Origin of the sequence: Algibacter sp. 2305UL17-15 (genome assembly GCF_040720935.1) — a bacterium.
In the GTDB taxonomy this organism is placed as follows: domain Bacteria; phylum Bacteroidota; class Bacteroidia; order Flavobacteriales; family Flavobacteriaceae; genus Jejuia.
In genome coordinates this window covers 83,312-102,888 of the sequence record NZ_JBFDAE010000016.1, presented here as the reverse complement: position 1 = coordinate 102,888, position 19,577 = coordinate 83,312, and the positions used below count along the sequence as shown (strand labels likewise).

Genomic DNA, 19,577 nt, shown 5'->3' with positions numbered 1-19,577 from the left:
TGCCAATTAGAAATTGGGGAATTATATTGAACCAATTTTTAGCTATATTTGAAAACAGGATTAAACTATAAATAATTTAACCCTGAGTTTTGAAACTTACACAGATTTTAGGATAGTGCCTATAAACTCTTTTTGGCCTGTGTTTTGAACTCAAACAGTTTACTGTTTTTAAAGCATATTAGAGGTGTAACAGACACCACTTTTTTCCATTCATATTACATAAACTTTTTGCTTAATCCCCATTAAATTAATGAGACCCTTTATTTCTTTCATTATAATCTACATTTTCTTTTGTTAAAATATCAATAGGAAGATATATTTTATTATTTGGCAAACTCTTTTTATTCGTTAAATAGTCCGTCATTAAACGAACAGATTCATAGCCCTGTTCAAAAGGTTTTTGCGATATTAAAAAAGAAACGGTGTCGTTTTTTAAGCATTCAATATTTTGAGGTGTATTGTCAAAACCAATAAGCTCAAGCTTTTCTAAATAAGCAGTATCTAAACAGTCAACAACAATATAAATTCTACTTGATGGCACAAATAGACCTTCAACCTCAGGATGCTGTTTTAAGTAAGCGTTTATTTTTTCTTTGGTTTCTAAAGAGCTATTTAAGCTATCAATTTTTAATGTTTGGGTTTCTGAATTTATCGTATTCTTCAAAAAATAATCATTAAAACCTTTTATTCTATTTGAAACCGTATTGTTTTTAGTGATATTATGTCTTGTCTGAATAATTAAAAAGGCTGAAGGCCTTGGAATACTTAGATTCATGAGTTTACCTGCAATATAACCCGCCATATAAGAATCTTGACCAACATATAGATTGTTGTTAAACCCATCAATATCAATATTTAAAAAGAGATAAGGGATTTTAAGCGTTTCTAACCTGCTAACAATTTGCTTTGTTTCTTTTGAAAAATTGGGCACCATGATAACGGCAGTTGGCTCTGTTTCCAATAAGGCATGGAATGTATTTAAATAGGAATGTCGGTCATATTGATTGAAAGTAAAACTATTCACTTGAATGCCAAAGTTCTTAACGTCATCTGCACCTTTTAATATGCCCAAATAAGGCGATTTCCAAAAAAGGTCGTCATCATTATGTTCCGGTATTAATGTCGCAATTAAATGCTTATGCTTCATTGCAAGAGCGCTAGCTACCGGATTGACACTAAAATTATGATGCTCAAGAATTTTTTTAACCCTAGCCTGTGTTTTTTTAGACACACCTCCACGATTATGAATTACTCTATCAACTGTACCCTCAGAGACATTAGCTTCTTTAGCGATATCCTTAATTGTTATCATATCATTTTTTTTATCTCCTTACGTTCCTTTGAACTTAATAATATAAGAATCAATTGAGACAATTTCAGGCAATTTAATAAAAAATCTCTTAATTCTGTGTGCGCACACGAGGATATTTCATATATTTGCGTGTGCGTACACAGAAACTTAGCACGATTGAGATAATATTAATAAAGTAAGACATAAAAAAAATGAGTAAAGTAATAGTTTTAACAGGTGCAGGTGGTGTTTTATGTAGTACATTGGCAATGGCTTTGGCAAAAGAAGGACATAAAATAGCTGTATTGGATTTAAGAAAAGAAGCTGCTGATAAAGTGGCCGAGGCAATAAACGCAGAAGGAGGAACCGCTATTGGTGTAGCAGCTAACGTTCTAGAAAAAGAATCTTTAGACTTAGCAAAAGAAGTCGTGAATAATCAATTAGGTACATGCGATATATTAGTAAATGGAGCCGGAGGGAATCATCCATTGGGAACTACGAGCAACCCATTTTTTCAAATGGAAGATTTAAAAAATAATTCTGAAGGTTTTAAAACTTTTTTTGATTTAGACGCTAAGGGTATTGAGTTTACATTTAATTTAAACTTTCTGGGTACGCTAATACCAACACAAGTTTTTGCTACAGATATGGTTGGGCGTGAAGGCTGTAGTATTATAAATATTTCTTCAATGAATGCTTTTACACCATTAACAAAAATTCCTGCTTATAGTGGTGCAAAAGCTGCTGTTTCTAATTTCACACAATGGTTGGCGGTGCACTTTTCAAAAGTAGGAATTCGTGTAAACGCAATCGCTCCCGGGTTTTTCTTGACAGATCAAAATAGAAGCTTATTGACCAATCCAGATGGAAGCTTGACACAACGAGGACAGCAAATCATAGATCAAACGCCAATGGGGCGTTACGGGAAGCCTGAAGATTTAATTAGTTCTACCCTGTATTTATGTGATGACGCATCTGCATTTGTAACAGGAATAGTGATTCCTATTGATGGTGGATTTGCAGCTTATAGTGGCGTTTAACTAAATAATATAGAATAAAATGGAACAAACATGGAGATGGTATGGACCCAATGATCCCGTATCTTTATCAGATATAAAGCAAGCAGGGGCAACAGGAGTTGTTTCAGCATTGCATCATATTCCCAATGGTCAAATATGGACCGTGGATGACATACAAAAAAGAAAAAATATAATTGAAAGTTCAGGATTAACTTGGAGTGTAGTGGAAAGTATTCCGGTGCATGAAAACATCAAAACCCGTTCGGGGAATTTTGAAACCTACATAGAGCATTATAAACAAAGTATTGAGAATTTGGCAAAATGTGGTGTCAAAATCGTGTGTTATAACTTTATGCCTGTTCTAGATTGGACACGTACAGATTTAAGTTTTCAAGTTGAAGATGGCTCGAAAGCATTACGTTTTGATGTGATCGCTTTTGCTGCTTTCGAACTCTTTTTATTAAAAAGACCCGGTGCTGAAAATGAGTATTCTGAAGCACAAATAAATGCGGCTAAAATCTATGTTGAAGCCCTTTCAGAAGATGATAAAAAACAATTAATAAATAATATAATAGCAGGTTTGCCCGGAGCTGAGGAAGGTTATACTTTAGAGCAATTTCAAACTATTTTAGATACTTACGCAGCTATTGATGCCTCTGTTTTAAGAGAAAACTTAGTGTTGTTCCTAAAAGAAATTATACCTGTAGCTTCTAAAAATGAGGTTTTGATGTGTATTCATCCCGATGATCCACCATATGCTATTTTAGGATTGCCAAGGGTTGTGAGTACCGAAGCAGATTACGCATATTTATTTGACAATGTGCCTGATAGAGCAAACGGTATTACGTTTTGCACAGGGTCATTAGGCGTAAGAGCAGACAATGATTTGGTGCAGATTTTTAAACGTTTTGCAGACCGCGCCCACTTTCTTCACTTAAGAAGTACGAAGCGTGATGCACAAGGGAATTTCTATGAAGCCAATCATCTTGAGGGCGATGTAGATATGTACAGCGTTGTTAAAGCCATTTTGGTGGAAGAACAAAGAAGAAAAGCCGAAGGACGTAAAGATTTTGCTATCCCGGTAAGGCCAGATCACGGGCATCAAATGCTTGATGATTTACATAAAAAAACCAATCCGGGATATTCAGGAATTGGGAGATTAAGAGGATTGGCAGAATTAAGAGGATTGGAGTATGGTTTAAAACATACTTTTGATTGATAGTTATTTATGAATTCAACACATTTCATAACCGATAATTTTTTATTGCAAACCGAAACGGCAGAGATACTATATCATACCTATGCTAAAGATTTACCAATAATAGATTATCATAATCATTTATCTGCGAAGGATATTGCAGAAAACAAACCAGTCAGAAACATTACAAAAGCCTGGTTAAATGGGGATCATTATAAATGGCGTGGTATGCGTGCCAATGGTATTGATGAAAAGTATATTACCGGGGCGACTACCTTAGAAGAACGATTCAATAAATGGGCTGAAACCGTACCTTATACTTTAAGAAACCCCCTGTTTCATTGGACACATTTAGAATTAAAGCGTTATTTTGATATAGATGATGTTTTACAGCCTAGCACAGCAAAAGCTATCTATAATAAGGCTAACGCTGTTTTAGAAAACAAAACACCGGCACAATTATTAGAAGACATGAAAGTTGAGGTGGTTTGTACAACAGATGATCCTACAGATGATTTAAAATATCATAAGGAAATTTCAGAAAACGGAAACTTTTATACCAAAGTACTCCCAACTTTTAGAGCAGATGAATTGTTTTTTATCAATAAAGAGAAGTTTTTAAACTACATTCAAAAACTTGCTACTAGTGTTAATTTTGAAATTAATACACTCGGTGATTTTTTAAAAGCCATCGATGAACGTATTAAATATTTTAATGATCAAGGGTGTAAATTATCTGATTTTGGTGTTGGGGAAGCTTTAAGGATTGTTGATTTTACTAAAGAAGATGTTGCTAGAATTTTTGATAATAAATTAAAAGGAAGCGAATTAACCACCAATGAAATTGATAAATATAGGTCGTTCCTTTTTATTTATTTAGGGAAGAAATACCATAAGTATGATTGGGTGCAGCAATATCATTTGGGACCTATCCGAAATAATAATTCTCGATTGGTGGATCAAGTGGGTTTGGATGCAGGCGTTGATTCTATAGGCGATTTTCCTATGGCGGAATTTATGTCTAAGTTGTTCAATACGCTTAATTCAACGAATCAACTAGCTAAAACAATTACATACAATCTAAATCCTTCTCAAAATGAAGTATTTGCAACCATGATGGGGAATTTTCAAAATTCTGACTGCCCAGGAAAAATGCAATGGGGCTCTGGCTGGTGGTTTTTAGATCAAAAGGATGGGATGGAAAAACAACTTAATACGCTTTCAAACATGGGTTTGTTAAGTCGTTTTGTTGGTATGTTAACCGATAGTAGAAGTTTCTTGTCTTTTCCTCGACATGAATATTTTAGGCGTATATTGTGCACTTTACTTGGTGATGATGTCAAACAAGGACTTATTCCTAACGATATTGATTTTTTAGGAAAAATGGTTCAGGATATTTGTTACCATAATGCCGTAAATTATTTTAAATTTGATCAGTAAACTAACTAATGATTCAACAAAAAATATGATGAATAGATTAATCTGTGCAATATTTTTAATGACCCTCGTTCTTGGATGTAAAAAGAAAGATGGCGTTAAAGTTATGTATTTAGCACATACGTTGCCGCAAACACACCCAGTTCACAAAGGTATATTGGAATTTCAGAAGGCTCTAGGACTAAAATCTGGAGGAGTCTTAAAAGTTAAAATATTTCCCGACGGGCAGTTAGGGTCTGAGCGAGAAGTTTTAGAATTACTTCAAATAGGAAGTGTAGCGGTTACAAAAGTTAGTGCCGCTACATTATCAAATTTTGTTCCCGAGTATCATGTTTTAGGAATTCCTTATCTATTTAAAGACAAGCAGCATCAATTTGATGTTTTAGAAGGCGAGGTCGGAAAATCTATTTTACAAAAAGGCGAAAAGTTTTGGTTAAGGGGCCTGTGTTATTACGATGCTGGAAGTAGAAATTTTTATACGTCAAGTAAAGCCATAAGAGTACCAGAGGATTTAAAAGGACTCAAAATACGTGTTATGAATAACCAAATGGCTATTAACATGGTTAACGCTTTAGGGGGTTCTGCAACACCAATGGCTTATGGAGAACTATATACGGCCATTCAACAAGGGGTGGTTGATGGTGCTGAAAATAATCCACCATCATTTGTGTCGTCAAACCATTATGAAGTTAGTAAATATTATACGATAGACCAACATTCTTCGGTACCGGATGTATTATTAATTGGTACAAAATATTGGAATAAATTATCTGATCAAGAAAAAGTTTGGGTTCAAGAGGCAGCGGACGAATCTTCACAAGCGCAAAAGCAGTTTTGGAATGAATCTGTAGAAGAATCCATGGCCATTGCCAAAAAGGCAGGAGTAGAAATTATTATTCCCGAAAAATCATTGTTTCAAGAGCAGTCAAAATCTGTTTTAGAAACCTTCAAGAAAGAGCATCCAGAAATGAGTGATATTATTAATAAAATTAAAAACCAATAATGTATGAAAACAGCAGATGTTATTTTCAATAAAATATATAGAATCATGGAAATTATATTGGTTTCCATTTTTGGGTTGTTGGTCATAGATGTTCTAGGGCAAGTATTTTCTAGGTACATTTTAAATACGTCATTTGCATTTACCGAAGAGTTGGCACGTTTCTCATTAATTTGGCTCTCTATATTGGGGGCCGCTTATCTTAATGGGAAAAGAGAGCATTTATCCATGGATTTTCTCTATCAAAAATTTTCAGCAAGGACCAAAAAAAAGGTATCGCTTTTTATAGAGCTATGTATCTTTTTATTTGCTCTAATTGTGATGGTAATCGGTGGGTTTAACTTGGTTTATACAACGTTACATTTAGAACAATTATCAGGAACTTTAAGAATTCCGTTGGGATATATTTATGCTATTTTACCGGTAAGTGGTTTACTTATTATGGTGTTTTCAATATATCATACTATTAAAATTAGTACTAACGACATAACCGATTAAGCATGAGTATAGAAGTTATAAGTATCATCGTTTTATTTGCAAGTTTTTTTACGTTGTTAATGCTAAAAGTGCCAGTAGCTTATAGCATCGGTATTTCTACAACCATAAGTTTATTGCTCAATATTGATAATTTACCTGGGATAACAACTATTGCACAACGCATGACAACAGGAATAGATAGTTTTGCTCTGTTGGCTATTCCATTTTTTGTTTTGGCCGGCGAGATTATGAAACGCGGTGGTATTGCAAACCGACTGATAAATTTTGCCAAATCATTAGTGGCAAGTTTGCCAGGGGGATTAGCATATGTAAATGTTTTGGCATCTATGCTATTTGGAGCTATTTCTGGATCAGCAATAGCGGCAACATCGGCGATTGGAAGTATCATGACAGATAGAATGGAAGAGGAAGGATACCCCAGAGAATTTAGTGCCTCTGTAAACATCACTTCATCAACCACAGGATTGTTAATTCCACCAAGTAATATATTAATTGTTTATGCTTTAGCCAGTGGAGGTACAGCATCTGTGGCCGCTTTATTTATAGCCGGTTATTTACCTGGTATTTTGTTGGGAGTTGCCATTATGGGCTATATTGCTTTTGTGGCCATCTCTCGAAAATTTGCAAAAGGGGATCGCGTACCCTTATCATTAATCTGGACTTATTTTAGAAAGGCGTTTTTTAGCTTATTATTGTTGGTCATTGTTGTAGGAGGCATTGTTGCAGGAATTTTTACGGCAACGGAAGCTTCGGCTATAGCTGTCTTATATGCGGCAGTATTAGCTTTGATTTACGGTGACGTGAAGGTTAAAAATTTTCCAGATATTTTATTGACTAGCGCAAAAACAACAGCAGTAGTGATGTTTTTAATTTGTACGTCTATGGCTATGTCTTGGTTGTTTTCTTTTGAAGGTATTCCAGAGCTTATTAGCGGGTTTTTACTAGAACAATTCAGTAATAAAATTGTCATCTTTTTAGTCATTAATTTGGTGTTATTGGTTATAGGAACGTTTATGGATATGACACCCGCAGTATTGATATTCACCCCCATTTTTTTACCAGTAGTTGTGGCTTTGGGAATGGATCCTGTTCATTTTGGAATTGTATTGGTGCTTAATTTGTGTATAGGACTTTGTACACCGCCCGTTGGTACCATACTTTTTGTGGGTAGTGGTATTGCTAATGTATCGGTCTCACAAGTAGTCAAACCATTATTGCCGTTTTTATTAATTATGGTAATTGTATTGTTATTGATAACTTATATTCCAGAAATTTCAATGTATTTACCTATATTGTTCGATTTGTAGCATACACACTATGTTGACTAATTAGCTCGACTGTGTGTTTGGCTTTAAGAAACAACCTTAGCCTTTAAAATTTAGTTTGTGAATTTTAGATTTTAATATTTGCTGCTTTCTATTTATTTTTTCACTTAAAGACACAAAAAAAAATAGTATCCAAATTACATTTAGCTATATGATTATCAATAGTTAATGGGTAATTCGGTGCTTGTTTTTATTCTAAATTTTAAGTACTGAATCAAGCACTTTTTATTTGATATTATAAGATTTTAGATGGTATAAAAGAAAATTAAAAAAGCCCATAAACATAATGTTTACGGGCTTTTGGTGGAATTTAATATATTCCAAGCGGAGAAAGAGGGATTGCATATCCCATTATCTCACGCACCTTACAATAAAGCTCAAAATTGCTTTACCAATTTTAGGCTTTTTTATTTCAATCCATTTACAAGAATTACATTCTTGACATTCCTTAAAATAAAAAAGCCCAATTTCATTTCTGAAATTGAGCTTTGCTCTAAGCGGAGAAAGAGGTTCTTCCTCAATATCTTTAAACTCAACGTTTATAGTACTTTACAAAGGTTCAGTTTTCTAGGGTAACCCATAGGGTAACTTTACCGGTTTTACTAATATTACTCCGCAAGTTACATTTTAAATCCTTAAATCACAAAATTTTAGGGAATGCTAGGGAATCCCTAGCTATACCTAGATAAAACCCAAATATTTGCATCATAATAATTTAAAAAATAATATTATGATTGAAAATTTAGAAGAAATCAACTTGGATTTAACTCCATTAACACGACAATTGTTAATTAATTACATTTCCATTAATTATGAAGAGCATGCAGATTTTAGCGAGGAATCTTTAAGAGCTGAATTATTACTTTTAAAACGTACTAATAACCTAGAACAACTTTTTCTAGCAGAATCTTTATCAAATTACTATCAGCAGTAATTTAAAGCTGTTTAAATTTTGAGCATGACTAGTTGTAAAATGAAAAACCTAACAGAAATTATATTGATTTATTTTTCTGTTAGGTTCTCATTAATCATTAGATTGATTTTAGACTTATAAACTCATATAAATATCGTCAAGTTCTTCTTGTCTAATACCTAAGTAACGTTTTGTAATGGCAGGTGAGGAGTGGTTAAACAAATCTGATAAATATAATAGTGCTTTTTCAGTTTCATTATTATTTGAGTACACTTGACGACCAAAAGTTTTACGAAGTGAATGCGTTGAAACTGAAAGTTTCTTAGAACCAAAAAGTTCTTTGATTTTACGATTTACATACTGTACGCTGAAAACCGTATTTTGATTTGAAGTGAAAATAAAGCCTTCATGTTCTTCAACTCTAGTTTTTAAAAGTTCAAAAGCATCTTTAATATTATCGTTGATTCTAATAATACGTTTCTTATTTGTCTTTTTTTCTAAAAGTGTAATTGAATCTCCTTCTAAATCTTCAAACCTCAACGATAACAAATCTGAAATACGTAAACCAGAATTAATACCTAAAACCACTAAAAAACCTAATTTATAGTTTTTGTCATTTTTGATTAATTTGATTGCTTTGTTTAAAGTAGAATCAAAATTTAAATAATCGCTTGTTGTAATAGAACCTTTAACACTCATATCATTATTATTTCTGATACAAATATAATAAAAATTAGTTTCACTTTTATGTTATTTTGACTAAAAGTGAAACTATTTTAATATGTATTTTGCACTAAAACACGTAACTTGTTGTTTTACAGTATTTTAATTAAATAAAAAAGTTTCACTTCTAATAATAGTGAAACTTATTGAATGTGATGGATATAATATATTTTAATGATTCTATCATTTGAGTTTTTTCTTATGGATTTTTAAATTCGTTTTCACTTTCCTTTTACATTTAATAAGAATTTATTTCAACAATCTGTATGTTTGTGTGTTCTTTTATTAAATTGCACTCAAAATGTATCTCCTTTTTAAGGTTAAAAACTAAAGTATGGATGTATTGAATAAAATTAAGGAAGCAAAAGAAATGTTAGATTTAGGAACAATAAATCAAATAGAATTTGATAAAATCAAACATGATATTTTAACACAAAATGAAAACACGCAAAATATAAGTTTCAAGCAACTTGAAATCAATGTAAAAAAAGGAAATACTTCAAAAAATGATTTAGATTTACTAAGAAATCAAAAGAAAATAACAGCACTTCAATACGCATCTCTGTTAGAAATATATAATAGACAAAATGCAAAAAGAATATCTTTTTCACAAAAGGTAAAGAAATTTCTTAGTTATGATGAAAACATTGTTGCCACCGATAGAGAGGAGGAATTAAATAGGAAAACTGAACCATTTGCAATTGTAACTTTTATTTGTGGTATAGGTATAATAACAACTTTGGTTTTGGGAAGGCTTATACCAATAATCTTTATTTTAATAATTGTCGTTTTTGGTTATATATCTTCGATTGTATCTTATTTTAAACTTAAGGAGGATATAGAATTAAAAGGAGGTGGGATTCGAGTTATTGGAGCAATTTTTATTGTGATTGGGAGTGTTTGGATAATGGAAAATTTGGGATTGATAAATTTGTTTTAGTCCAGAATTTTATTCTTTTAAAGCAAGATGGGATTTATCTTTAAATTAATCAATAATTCCAATATTATACTTACAGGTTTTTTTTAGCTTTAATATAAATGTAACGCCTTTAGTAGGTCTGTCATTTTCATCTGTAAATATTTGCATACTCGCATCAACGGATTGTTGATTGAAACGAATTAAACTGGTAGTTTTATTATCTATTGCATAATCATGGTGCATTTTTCCTTCATAAATATAATAGGTAAAGTTGTCTTTTGTTTTGCCTGAACGTAAAAATTTTTTTGGTATGAAAAACATTTTTGTAGTTGTATTTGTTCCAACAGCTCTAGCTAAAGCATCTTTTAAATGCCAAAATTTGCCATCAAATTCAAGATACCCATCTTGAAACATTAAGATTTCAGATTTTTGGTTTCCGCAATATTCAAATACACTTCTAGCTTTCCAAATGCCCTTTCTTATTATAGGGCTTATTAAACTTTTTTGAGTATTATCTTTTAACTCTTTTTTAGGTTTTTGATTTAAAAAGTCAAGGCTTAGGTCTAGGTTAGGATTTCTTTTTATTAAAATATTATTATGCTCAAAAGGATTTTTTCTATAATAGCTTAAGTTGTCATATTCTAATTTTTCATTTTCTGTAATTTCTTCTAATTTCCAACTGACTTTTAGTGTTTCTAATTCAGGGCTTAATGTCATTAACAATATTTCATCAAAATTTATTTTGTTCTCTAATACTTTATCAGGAAAAATCTCATACATATTAATTAATGACCCATTAGATATTCTTCCTTCATATTTGGGGTAGAAATACCAAAAATTTTCTAATTCGGTGTTTTTGTTTAAAGATATATTGATATTATCGCCTAATATTTCCCAATCAATTTTCCAATCAAAAACACGACCGTTGGTTTCAAATTTTAATATTCCATTCCATGTACTATTTTTTGTTTTTGGTAATAAATCTAAATAGACTTGATTTTTAGATGAATACCACTGACCTACAAAATCTTTTTCTGAAATGACCTCTTTTTTTGTAATGTTGTTACTCGTTAATGGAGTTGGAGCTTTTAACTTATTTTTTTGTTTCCCATCCGTACAGGATATTAATACAAAAAGGATAGCTAAGGAATGTATAATATTATTTCTACATTTATTTAATATTATATTTTTCATAATCGATTATTTCTTCAAATATAATAAAATGTAATATTTGGTGTTGCACCTACATATTTATAGTAAAACCAATTACTATGAAAAAATATAAAACATATTACACTAGTGTTGAGGTGATGGAACTTTATCAAATTTCAGAAAGAACCCTGCGTTATAGGTTAAAGCAATTAAAAGAAAAATATAAAAAACAACCTTCATTATTATCTAAAGAAAACAAAAAATGGAAAATTCATTACAGTATCTTAGAACACTTTGCACCGAAACGAAATAAACCAGATTGAAACTAAAACCTCAACACCTATCACCGCTCTTACGTAAGCCTATTAAAAAAGCCTTATTGCACGCCCTTAGAGTGCTAAAAAATATTTGTATAGATTTTCTGCGTACGGGTACAGAAGACCTGCAAAAGGGTTGAAAATGGCTCTAATGCTATCAAAATGAGGGTTTTTGATTATCACATTTTGAGAGCTTCATTAATTTTTATAAAATTTTGCCTAATTCCTTCTCAATATATGGTCTTTCAGTGATGAAATTTGCCATCAATGCAGTATCTCCATTAAATGTATGATTACACCAAATCATAAACTCTTTAAATGATTTGAAGCTCTTAACATCGATATTGAGTTTAGTTACAATTTCTTTCGGTACATAATATGTTAGATTTTTAACTAATAGCTTTCGTCTTTTGGGAGGTCTTCCTCCATTTGGATTTTGTGGATAAAATGTTTCATTAACCAACAGCGGTTGAAGCTTAGTAATTCTTTTCTGTATTGTGTTTTCACTACATCCGTATTCAAAAGCTAAACTTTTATTTGTTTTGAAGAAAACTTTACCCTGTAATTGGTAACTGATTATTTCTGATAGAATTAATTTTTCTAAATAATCAAGGTTTTTATCTAACTTAACTCTGTTATAGACTTTTATAAATTGATGGTCGTTATTGTTTTTAATATCAGGCATTATATTTTATTTTAAGTTACACCTAAAAAAGAGCATATCAATTTTGATAGTAACAAGTTGAAGTACTTCAAGTTTGGTGTATATATTAGATTAACTTTATATTAGATTAAACTTATTATTATAAAAAAAGGATTATTAATAAGTTTCCTCTTCGAGGTGTTTCAATTTTAATTTTAAAAATTCTAATCTCAACTAGAACGATTGAAGGTTTTTAGATAAAATCTTATCTATTTCCCTAACGGGGTATAAATAAACATCTCCAATTGTAGTAAATGGAATGTCACCATTATTTCTATATTTAATAATAGTATTTTGAGATATACCAAACAGTAACTTCAAATCTTTGTTACGGTAGTATTTTTTAACTTGTTTAGAGCTTGTTTTATCAAGTTTAGTTTCAAGTTGAGCTAACTTGTCATGTAATGGAAGTAAAAGCTTTTTAAGCTCTCCAAATGGAATAATAGAAATCTGTGATTCTTGTGTCATCATAATTATATTTTTTAAAATTATTATGATGCAAATATTCTATTTTATGTCAACAATAGTGAGGGATTCCCTTTGATTCCCTGAAAGATTAACATAAAGGATTTACATTGATTCAAGGATTTTTTCTCTCCTATCTGAAAATTTTGAAATGATGAGGTCTAATAGTTCAATCTCTTGACGTTCATATTCACCTTTATCACCATTTTTAACTTTTGAAAATTCTTTATTGATTCCTTTAACTTTAACAGATTCCCCTTTTTCGTTTAGGAAGTAGATGTTTGCGTTATCTAAATACTTTTTTAAGTTGGTATCTTTTTGTTTTTGATTCTTTCTATCTACATCAATAAAACCTTCTTCAAATAATGCTTTATAAAGGAAAACAACATTTAGTTTATTGGTTTTGAACTCCAACTTCAAGTTTGTTGGGTCATTATCAGATATTTCATCAAATGAATATTTGTCTATTTCAAAATTTTCAGCTTTTTTAATGAATCCTACAAGACTATCAAGATATTCAGCTATGCGTTTTAGCATTTGTCTTGTTGATTCTAAACAATGCGATAGAAACAAATTAGCATAGAGTTGATTAATCTTTTCATCTTGAATCTCTTGTGTTGATTCGATAAGTCCAAATTTATCAAGAATCATATCTTCCAGTTCATCCTTATAGCCATCTGGGGAATTGTCGCCATCATACGGGCTAAAATTTTTAATATCATTCAGTTCAGCAAACTTTTCTATTGTGTCTGAAAAGTCGCTATCTGGATGATAGTAAATGTTCATTGGTTTTTCTTTAGGAGCTTCTAATTCTTTATTTCTCCAATAAAGGTTTTGTTTAGATTTTAATAATTCTAAATCATTAAAGTTTAATTCTAATTGTTCCTTGTATTTCTCTAATACATCTTGATGAATAACTTTAATAATCTGAATTTTCATAGGATTTCCTAAATCAGCAACAAGATTTATTTTTTCCTTTATAGCTATTTCCCAATCTGTAAAAAAAGTTCTTGGCATATCATTAACCCATTCGTCAAAAAAAGAAATGTTTTCATGCTCATGATGATATTCAATTACTGGATTGATTATTTTTTCAATTTCAGAATTTAGGTCAATGATGTTTTTCATAGAAACTTTTAATTTGAAGCTTCTAAAGTAAGAAAAATATAAGGCTATGCGTATTTTTTATTTAATTTATCCATATCCTTTTTAACGCTTGAATCAAGAACTTTAGCATAGTGTTGGGTCATGGTTATTCTTGTATGCCCCATCATTGAAGATACATTTTCAATAGCAACTCCATTAGCAAGTGTTACAGTTGTTGCAAACGTATGTCTCGCTACATAGTGCGTTAGCTTTTTATCTATTTGGCACAATACGGCTATTTCCTTTAAATACTCGTTAATTTTCTGGTTGCTTATGCTAGGTAATAGCTTGTCACCTTCCAAATGTGCATACTTGTTTAAAATTTTTTGTACTGGTGGCAATACAGGAACATTACTTTTAATAGCCGTTTTTGCTCTATTAGTTTTAATCCATAGCGAACCCTCATTATCTTTAATAAGGTTCTTTATGGTTAATTTTTCCACGTCAATAGGTGCGTAACTGGTATAACAGGAAAACAGAAATATATCTTTAACACGGTTCAAACGTTCCGTACTAAATACTTTATTTTCTATGCGTTGAAGCTCATCTTGTGTTAAGAATACTGCATCTTTAATTTTTAGTTTTTCGTCATAAATTAAAAATGGATTATTTTTAATCAAATTTCGCTTTATACCATATTTACAAACTGTTTTAAAGCATTGAAAGTATTTTACAACAGAATTATGGTTTATACCAACTTTACTTTTAAAAGTAGATTCGTATTTTAAAAAAGATTCTAATTCATAGATAAATGTATTATCAATATCCACTACATTAAAACTCGTTTTTCTGTGTTTTAAGCTAATAAAATTGTAAAGTAAATCTTTTGCTCTATTATACTTTTGAAGTGATGCTTTAGAGCGTTCTCCTGCTTCAAATTTTCTTTTAAAATAGTTATTGTGATTCTCAAATAGTTTAATAATATCAATTTCGGTAGATTTTGATTTCTTACCGCTAAGTTCATTTTTTATATCACTTAGTTTAACGTTAGAATTGACTTTTACTAATTCCAGATAGATACTTTCAATTTTAGATTCAATAATATTTAAAGTTGTTTTACAATTTTTTTCACTTGCAACACGTAATGTGTTTTTTAACTTATTTGTGGCATCCCAACGGTCTTTGGTAATATATTTACTTGTACATAATGTTGAGGTTTTACCTTGTAATTCAATTTTTGCATAAATAGGGGATTCTCCGTTACTGTTTTGCTTGTCTGTTTTGAGAAAAAAATAAGTTTTAATCATTGGTTTACTAATTTAATGTTCAACAAAAATATTAGCAAACTTCAAGTATAGCTAGGGATTCCCTGTGATTCCCTCAAAATTAGTTACCCTATATGTTTTTCATTTAGTAGGGTAACCCATAGGGTAACTGTACTTTGATATATTATGTGTATTTTGAATATATACCAAAAACAAAAAACCCTCTAAACATAGTGTTTAAAGGGTTTTGACTTTTAAAGTGTCTTTTGACAACTTTTTCAGCGGAGAAAGAGGGATTCGAACCCCCGGAGGTGTGACCCTCAACAGTTTTCAAGACTGCCGCATTCGACCACTCTGCCATTTCTCCAATGAGACCATTTTTGCATTGCAAAAATTGTGTCGAATTGTCTTCACGAAGGTGAAAACCTCTCATCAAGCTATTTGCTTGAATGCGGGTGCAAATATAACGTCCTTTTTCATCCTATTCAAATAAAAACTTAACTTTTTCATAATAAATTTTATGTATTTTCCAATGCGTATAATTTATATACCAATACCATAAAAAGAGCATTACAAACCTTATTTTTGCACAAATATTTCACACCATAATGGACACAATAAAACAGCTTGAGTGGCGGTATGCAACAAAAAAGTTTGATGCAACCAAAAAACTATCAAAAGCTAAACTAAATATTATAACACAAGCTTTTAATCTCACGGCTACTTCTTTTGGTTTGCAAACCATTAAGTTGGTTGTTGTTGAAAATAAAGCACTTAGAGCGCCTTTAGTAGCCGCATCTTACGACCAAAGACAAGTGCTGGACGCTTCTCATTTGTTAGTCATCTGTATTCAAAAGGATATCATAGAAAAAGATGTCACAACCTATTATAGCAACATAAAACACATCCGCAACACCCCAGAAACCATATTAAAACCCTATAGAGAAGATTTAATGAATATGATGCAAGGTATGTCGATACAAGAGCGTCAACAATGGTCCACCAATCAAGCCTATATAGCACTTGGTAATTTAATGACCGTTTGTGCTATTGAAGGTATAGACTCTTGCCCCATGGAAGGATTTTTACCATCAAAGTACGACGAAATCCTTAAATTAGACAAAAAAGGATTAAAATCTGTATTGCTTCTACCTGTTGGTTATCGTGCCGAAGACGACATGTTTTCTGGTTTCAAAAAAGTACGAAAACCCATAGAAGAAGCCGTAATAGAACTATAAATAATTTGGGCGTTACCACAAGGGTCAGGCTTTCGGCAGTCGCTTCCCGATGAAAAATCGGGAGAGCTTCAACAAATGCCTCAATCCCTAACGCAATTTCAACGTCCAATTGAACAGTAAAGAAAATAAGGATATGCCAGGATTTGAATTATTTGGAGATTTAGAACGAAAAGAAGTAAATGATGTATTGGACAATGGTGTCATTATGCGCTATGGTTTTGATGGCATGCGAAAAGGCCATTGGAAAGCAAAAGAATTAGAACAAGAACTACAAAACACATTTCAATCCAAACACGTACAATTAGTTTCCAGCGGAACAGCAGCAGTATCAGTAGCATTAGCATCAGCAGGAGTAGGAGCAGGCGATGAGGTAATTATGCCAACCTTCACATTCGTAGCCAGTTTTGAAGCTATTATGATACTTGGAGCCATTCCAATATTAGTGGATATAGATGATACTTTAGGTTTAAACCCGGAAGCAGTAGAAAAAGCCATCACTCCCAAAACAAAAGCCATTATGGTTGTGCAAATGTGTGGCAGTATGGCACATATGGATGCGCTACAAGCTATTTCAAATAAGCACAATATATTATTGGTTGAAGATGCATGTCAAGCCATTGGAGGAACCTACAAAGGCAAACCATTAGGAAGTATTGGCGATTTGGGCTGTTTCTCATTCGATTTTGTAAAAACAATTACCTGTGGAGAAGGTGGCGCAGTAGTAACTAATAACGAAGAATATTACACAAATGCAGACCATTACAGCGATCACGGTCACGATCATATAGGTAATGATAGAGGTGCAGAAACCCACCCGTTTTTAGGCTATAATTTCAGGATTTCAGAATTGCACGCCGCAGTAGGTTTAGCACAAGTGAAACGTTTGCCAGAATTTTTAGAAATCCAAAAACGAAATTTCGATAGTCTTAGAAACGCATTGTCAGAAATCCCAGAAGTAACATTTAGAACCGTTCCAGAAGGCGGTGTAGAAAGTTGTGCCTTCTTAAATTTCTTTTTGCCAGATATAGAAACTTCACGAAAGGTTATCGAAGCTTTTAAAGAAGACGGCGTAGATGTATGCTGGAATTATTATGATAACAACTGGCATTACATTCGAAAATGGGACCACCTAAAAGATTTGAAATCCCTATTTCCAATTTCTACGGAAGTAAAAAAAGGACTAGCATATCTAAAAAATGCCGAGTTTCCAAAATCGGACCATTACATTGAAAGAAATATTTCATGTTTGATAAAATTATCCTGGACAGAAAATGAGGTTAAAGAAAGAGCTAGTAAAATGGTAGTATGTATAAAACGGGCTTTGAAAAACTAAAAGAATTAATTTTTTCATTCAAATGAAATTATAATTCATTTATTTCCAGTCTTTTAATTAAATTTATCTTTTATTTTTCAATTTTATTTCATACTTTTAAAAAGCCTGCAATCTTCCTTGGTTTTTAGTAAACTTAATTAGTTAACTAAATAATATACCTTAATTACGGTTTTTAAATTCACTTTGATTAATAGCAAAAATAATCTACACCTGAAAAGGGTATAGAATTATATTGAATTTAAAATTAAAATGCTCGCATTTTTGTTTTAAATCGATGTTACAATGTATAATCTATTAAAGCTATTAATCATGAAACAACGTTTACTTCTTTCAGCATTTATTTTATCTTTTTTTATAACCTTTTCAAGTTTGTCCCAGACTTATAAAGTAGATGAAATGCGCACATACACTTGGGATGGCTCTCCAGATTGGGTACTAGCAACTACACATAAATTTACGTATGATAATGAAGGCAATAAAGCTACCAAACAAGAAATAATTAATGCTCCCAGCACTCAGGCGTCTCTTCAATTTATCAATACCTATAATGCCAGTAATAATATAATTAAGTCTGTCACCCAGCAATGGAATATGGGTTGGCAAGACCTTAGTCAATCAACATATGACTATGATGGGTCTGGAAATTTAGATGTTGTAACAACACAGACATACATTTCTATGGTATGGCAAAACTCGTCTCGATTAATATATGAATATGACGGCGCTAATAATTTAACTTATTTAACAACACAATCATATATCTCTATGGGATGGCAAAACTCTCTTCAAACAGAATATGAATATGATGGAGCTAATAACTTGATAAGGACGACGGCGCAACTTGTTTATGACGCTGGAACCATGACATTTCTACCTAGTGCATTTTTAAGTACTCAAGAACTATTAGAATATACTGGATCTGATATTAGTAAAGAAACCCACCAAAAATGGGAACCTGGAACAGGATGGGTTTCTACTGAAATATTTGAAATAACGATTTTTGAGTCTGGGCTGCCCAAGGAAGCTATAGATAGCACTTGGAATACTTTCACGAATATGTGGGAGATTGAAAGATCTGTAAAAACGTATGAGATGGGTTTGGATAAAAAGACTGAATATTATGATCCAGATGGATTTGGGGGATGGGATTTGAATGGACAAAGTGAAATTACATATTCTGGTAATCAAGTTGAAAAAGTAACGGAACAAGATTGGGTAGGTTCAGATTGGGTAATTTATGAGAGAACTTCATTTGGCTACGATGGTAATGGAAATAGAACAGAAGTTATTTCTGAGGATAATGATTCAGGTTCTTTGATGTTTGTAAGCAAAGTTGAATCAGATTATTCGGTGGTAAATCCTTTTAACTTAAGTTCAGATTTATTTAACAAAACGAGTTTTAAAGTTTACCCTAATCCAGCTTCAGATGTTTTAAATATATCGTCAAGTAATCCAATTGAAAAAATGGAAATGTATAATGTTATAGGTGGAAAAGTAATGCAATCGTCTAATACCAAACAATTTAATATAGAAAGGTTGAAGTCCGGGATTTATTTGTTGAAAGTATTTAGCACTAACGGAAGTGCCACTAAAAAAATAGTAATTAAATAGTATAAAAGACGCTATTAATTGTTGAAAGGAGGTTAAAAAAAGCAATATCTGCTATATTTAGCCTTCTTTTTTGTTTTCGTATGG

19 protein-coding genes and 1 tRNA gene are annotated in these 19,577 nt (G+C 31.7%); 12 read left to right on the top strand and 8 right to left on the bottom strand.

All coding sequences use genetic code 11. The features are described from left to right. Positions 1-247: 247 nt before the first annotated feature. Positions 248-1,312 carry a LacI family DNA-binding transcriptional regulator gene (locus tag ABXQ82_RS15705; RefSeq protein WP_367061858.1) on the bottom strand — a complete coding sequence of 355 codons (1,065 nt, stop codon included), beginning with the start codon at positions 1,310-1,312 and terminating at the stop codon, positions 248-250. Positions 1,313-1,503: 191 nt separating this feature from the next. On the opposite strand from ABXQ82_RS15705, the gene ABXQ82_RS15700 reads away from it, so the two are divergent. The 7 genes from ABXQ82_RS15700 (at position 1,504) to ABXQ82_RS15670 (ending at position 8,702) form a co-directional block, all read left to right on the top strand. Beyond that, the gene (locus ABXQ82_RS15700) at positions 1,504-2,331 is read left to right on the top strand and encodes an SDR family oxidoreductase (protein ID WP_367061855.1); all 828 of its coding nucleotides are present in this window, start codon (positions 1,504-1,506) and stop codon (positions 2,329-2,331) included. A 19-nt stretch (positions 2,332-2,350) separates the two neighbouring features. After that, complete coding sequence (gene uxuA / locus ABXQ82_RS15695; RefSeq protein ID WP_367061852.1) at positions 2,351-3,529, top strand: mannonate dehydratase; 1,179 nt, start codon at positions 2,351-2,353, stop codon at positions 3,527-3,529. Between the two features lie 9 nt (positions 3,530-3,538). Next, positions 3,539-4,948, top strand: coding sequence for a glucuronate isomerase (uxaC, locus tag ABXQ82_RS15690; RefSeq protein WP_367061849.1), 1,410 nt, complete (start codon positions 3,539-3,541; stop codon positions 4,946-4,948). Between the two features lie 25 nt (positions 4,949-4,973). Beyond that, positions 4,974-5,948 carry a TRAP transporter substrate-binding protein gene (locus ABXQ82_RS15685; RefSeq protein WP_367061846.1) on the top strand — a complete coding sequence of 325 codons (975 nt, stop codon included), beginning with the start codon at positions 4,974-4,976 and terminating at the stop codon, positions 5,946-5,948. Between the two features lie 3 nt (positions 5,949-5,951). Continuing rightward, positions 5,952-6,443 carry a TRAP transporter small permease gene (locus ABXQ82_RS15680; RefSeq protein ID WP_367061843.1) on the top strand — a complete coding sequence of 164 codons (492 nt, stop codon included), beginning with the start codon at positions 5,952-5,954 and terminating at the stop codon, positions 6,441-6,443. Positions 6,444-6,445: 2 nt separating this feature from the next. Beyond that, positions 6,446-7,750, top strand: a complete 1,305-nt coding sequence (locus ABXQ82_RS15675; protein WP_367061840.1) for a TRAP transporter large permease subunit — start codon at positions 6,446-6,448, stop codon at positions 7,748-7,750. Between the two features lie 718 nt (positions 7,751-8,468). Then, positions 8,469-8,702, top strand: coding sequence for a hypothetical protein (locus ABXQ82_RS15670; protein WP_367061837.1), 234 nt, complete (start codon positions 8,469-8,471; stop codon positions 8,700-8,702). Between the two features lie 114 nt (positions 8,703-8,816). Here the strand turns inward: ABXQ82_RS15670 and ABXQ82_RS15665 are convergent, their stop codons facing one another. Further along, on the bottom strand, positions 8,817-9,380 hold the full coding sequence (locus ABXQ82_RS15665) for a tyrosine-type recombinase/integrase (protein WP_367061834.1): 564 nt from the start codon (positions 9,378-9,380) through the stop codon (positions 8,817-8,819). Between the two features lie 358 nt (positions 9,381-9,738). Between ABXQ82_RS15665 and ABXQ82_RS15660 the strand changes: the two genes are divergently transcribed. Beyond that, positions 9,739-10,344, top strand: coding sequence for a hypothetical protein (locus ABXQ82_RS15660; RefSeq protein ID WP_367061831.1), 606 nt, complete (start codon positions 9,739-9,741; stop codon positions 10,342-10,344). A gap of 45 nt (positions 10,345-10,389) precedes the next feature. Here ABXQ82_RS15660 and ABXQ82_RS15655 read toward each other — a convergent pair whose 3' ends face one another. Then, on the bottom strand, positions 10,390-11,517 hold the full coding sequence (locus ABXQ82_RS15655) for a hypothetical protein (protein ID WP_367061828.1): 1,128 nt from the start codon (positions 11,515-11,517) through the stop codon (positions 10,390-10,392). A 77-nt stretch (positions 11,518-11,594) separates the two neighbouring features. Between ABXQ82_RS15655 and ABXQ82_RS15650 the strand changes: the two genes are divergently transcribed. Further along, a complete protein-coding gene (locus ABXQ82_RS15650; protein ID WP_367061825.1) occupies positions 11,595-11,798 on the top strand; it encodes a hypothetical protein in 204 nt (67 codons plus the stop codon). Positions 11,799-11,997: 199 nt separating this feature from the next. On the opposite strand, the gene ABXQ82_RS15645 is transcribed toward ABXQ82_RS15650, so the two are convergent. From ABXQ82_RS15645 to ABXQ82_RS15625, 5 genes are all read right to left on the bottom strand, one after another. Next, positions 11,998-12,477: a helix-turn-helix domain-containing protein gene (locus ABXQ82_RS15645; RefSeq protein WP_367061822.1), complete on the bottom strand. Its 480-nt coding sequence runs from the start codon at positions 12,475-12,477 to the stop codon at positions 11,998-12,000. 192 nt (positions 12,478-12,669) lie between these two features. Then, positions 12,670-12,966 carry a helix-turn-helix domain-containing protein gene (locus ABXQ82_RS15640; RefSeq protein ID WP_367061819.1) on the bottom strand — a complete coding sequence of 99 codons (297 nt, stop codon included), beginning with the start codon at positions 12,964-12,966 and terminating at the stop codon, positions 12,670-12,672. Positions 12,967-13,065: 99 nt separating this feature from the next. Beyond that, on the bottom strand, positions 13,066-14,088 hold the full coding sequence (locus tag ABXQ82_RS15635; protein ID WP_367061816.1) for a hypothetical protein: 1,023 nt from the start codon (positions 14,086-14,088) through the stop codon (positions 13,066-13,068). Positions 14,089-14,132: 44 nt separating this feature from the next. Further along, positions 14,133-15,353 (bottom strand): tyrosine-type recombinase/integrase, encoded by a 1,221-nt coding sequence (locus tag ABXQ82_RS15630; RefSeq protein WP_367061813.1) that lies wholly within the window; start codon positions 15,351-15,353, stop codon positions 14,133-14,135. Positions 15,354-15,593: 240 nt separating this feature from the next. Next, positions 15,594-15,678: transfer RNA gene (locus ABXQ82_RS15625), tRNA-Ser, on the bottom strand. 241 nt (positions 15,679-15,919) lie between these two features. Here ABXQ82_RS15625 and ABXQ82_RS15620 point away from each other — a divergent pair. From ABXQ82_RS15620 to ABXQ82_RS15610, 3 genes are all read left to right on the top strand, one after another. Continuing rightward, positions 15,920-16,549, top strand: coding sequence for an NAD(P)H-dependent oxidoreductase (locus ABXQ82_RS15620; protein WP_367061810.1), 630 nt, complete (start codon positions 15,920-15,922; stop codon positions 16,547-16,549). Positions 16,550-16,682: 133 nt separating this feature from the next. Continuing rightward, entirely contained in the window at positions 16,683-17,882 is a 1,200-nt protein-coding gene (locus ABXQ82_RS15615; protein WP_367061868.1) for a DegT/DnrJ/EryC1/StrS family aminotransferase, read from the top strand. Between the two features lie 309 nt (positions 17,883-18,191). Continuing rightward, positions 18,192-19,493, top strand: coding sequence for a T9SS type A sorting domain-containing protein (locus ABXQ82_RS15610; protein ID WP_367061807.1), 1,302 nt, complete (start codon positions 18,192-18,194; stop codon positions 19,491-19,493). Positions 19,494-19,577 lie beyond the last annotated feature (84 nt).

Excerpts from the sequence above, each read along its gene's own strand:
- ABXQ82_RS15705 (WP_367061858.1), bottom strand. The coding sequence starts at position 1,312 with ATGATAACAATTAAGGATATCGCTAAAGAAGCTAATGTCTCTGAGGGT.
- ABXQ82_RS15700 (WP_367061855.1), top strand. The coding sequence starts at position 1,504 with ATGAGTAAAGTAATAGTTTTAACAGGTGCAGGTGGTGTTTTATGTAGT.
- uxuA (WP_367061852.1), top strand. The coding sequence starts at position 2,351 with ATGGAACAAACATGGAGATGGTATGGACCCAATGATCCCGTATCTTTA.
- uxaC (WP_367061849.1), top strand. The coding sequence starts at position 3,539 with ATGAATTCAACACATTTCATAACCGATAATTTTTTATTGCAAACCGAA.
- ABXQ82_RS15685 (WP_367061846.1), top strand. The coding sequence starts at position 4,974 with ATGATGAATAGATTAATCTGTGCAATATTTTTAATGACCCTCGTTCTT.
- ABXQ82_RS15680 (WP_367061843.1), top strand. The coding sequence starts at position 5,952 with ATGAAAACAGCAGATGTTATTTTCAATAAAATATATAGAATCATGGAA.
- ABXQ82_RS15675 (WP_367061840.1), top strand. The coding sequence starts at position 6,446 with ATGAGTATAGAAGTTATAAGTATCATCGTTTTATTTGCAAGTTTTTTT.
- ABXQ82_RS15665 (WP_367061834.1), bottom strand. The coding sequence starts at position 9,380 with ATGAGTGTTAAAGGTTCTATTACAACAAGCGATTATTTAAATTTTGAT.
- ABXQ82_RS15660 (WP_367061831.1), top strand. The coding sequence starts at position 9,739 with ATGGATGTATTGAATAAAATTAAGGAAGCAAAAGAAATGTTAGATTTA.
- ABXQ82_RS15655 (WP_367061828.1), bottom strand. The coding sequence starts at position 11,517 with ATGAAAAATATAATATTAAATAAATGTAGAAATAATATTATACATTCC.
- ABXQ82_RS15650 (WP_367061825.1), top strand. The coding sequence starts at position 11,595 with ATGAAAAAATATAAAACATATTACACTAGTGTTGAGGTGATGGAACTT.
- ABXQ82_RS15645 (WP_367061822.1), bottom strand. The coding sequence starts at position 12,477 with ATGCCTGATATTAAAAACAATAACGACCATCAATTTATAAAAGTCTAT.
- ABXQ82_RS15640 (WP_367061819.1), bottom strand. The coding sequence starts at position 12,966 with ATGATGACACAAGAATCACAGATTTCTATTATTCCATTTGGAGAGCTT.
- ABXQ82_RS15635 (WP_367061816.1), bottom strand. The coding sequence starts at position 14,088 with ATGAAAAACATCATTGACCTAAATTCTGAAATTGAAAAAATAATCAAT.
- ABXQ82_RS15630 (WP_367061813.1), bottom strand. The coding sequence starts at position 15,353 with ATGATTAAAACTTATTTTTTTCTCAAAACAGACAAGCAAAACAGTAAC.
- ABXQ82_RS15620 (WP_367061810.1), top strand. The coding sequence starts at position 15,920 with ATGGACACAATAAAACAGCTTGAGTGGCGGTATGCAACAAAAAAGTTT.
- ABXQ82_RS15615 (WP_367061868.1), top strand. The coding sequence starts at position 16,683 with ATGCCAGGATTTGAATTATTTGGAGATTTAGAACGAAAAGAAGTAAAT.
- ABXQ82_RS15610 (WP_367061807.1), top strand. The coding sequence starts at position 18,192 with ATGAAACAACGTTTACTTCTTTCAGCATTTATTTTATCTTTTTTTATA.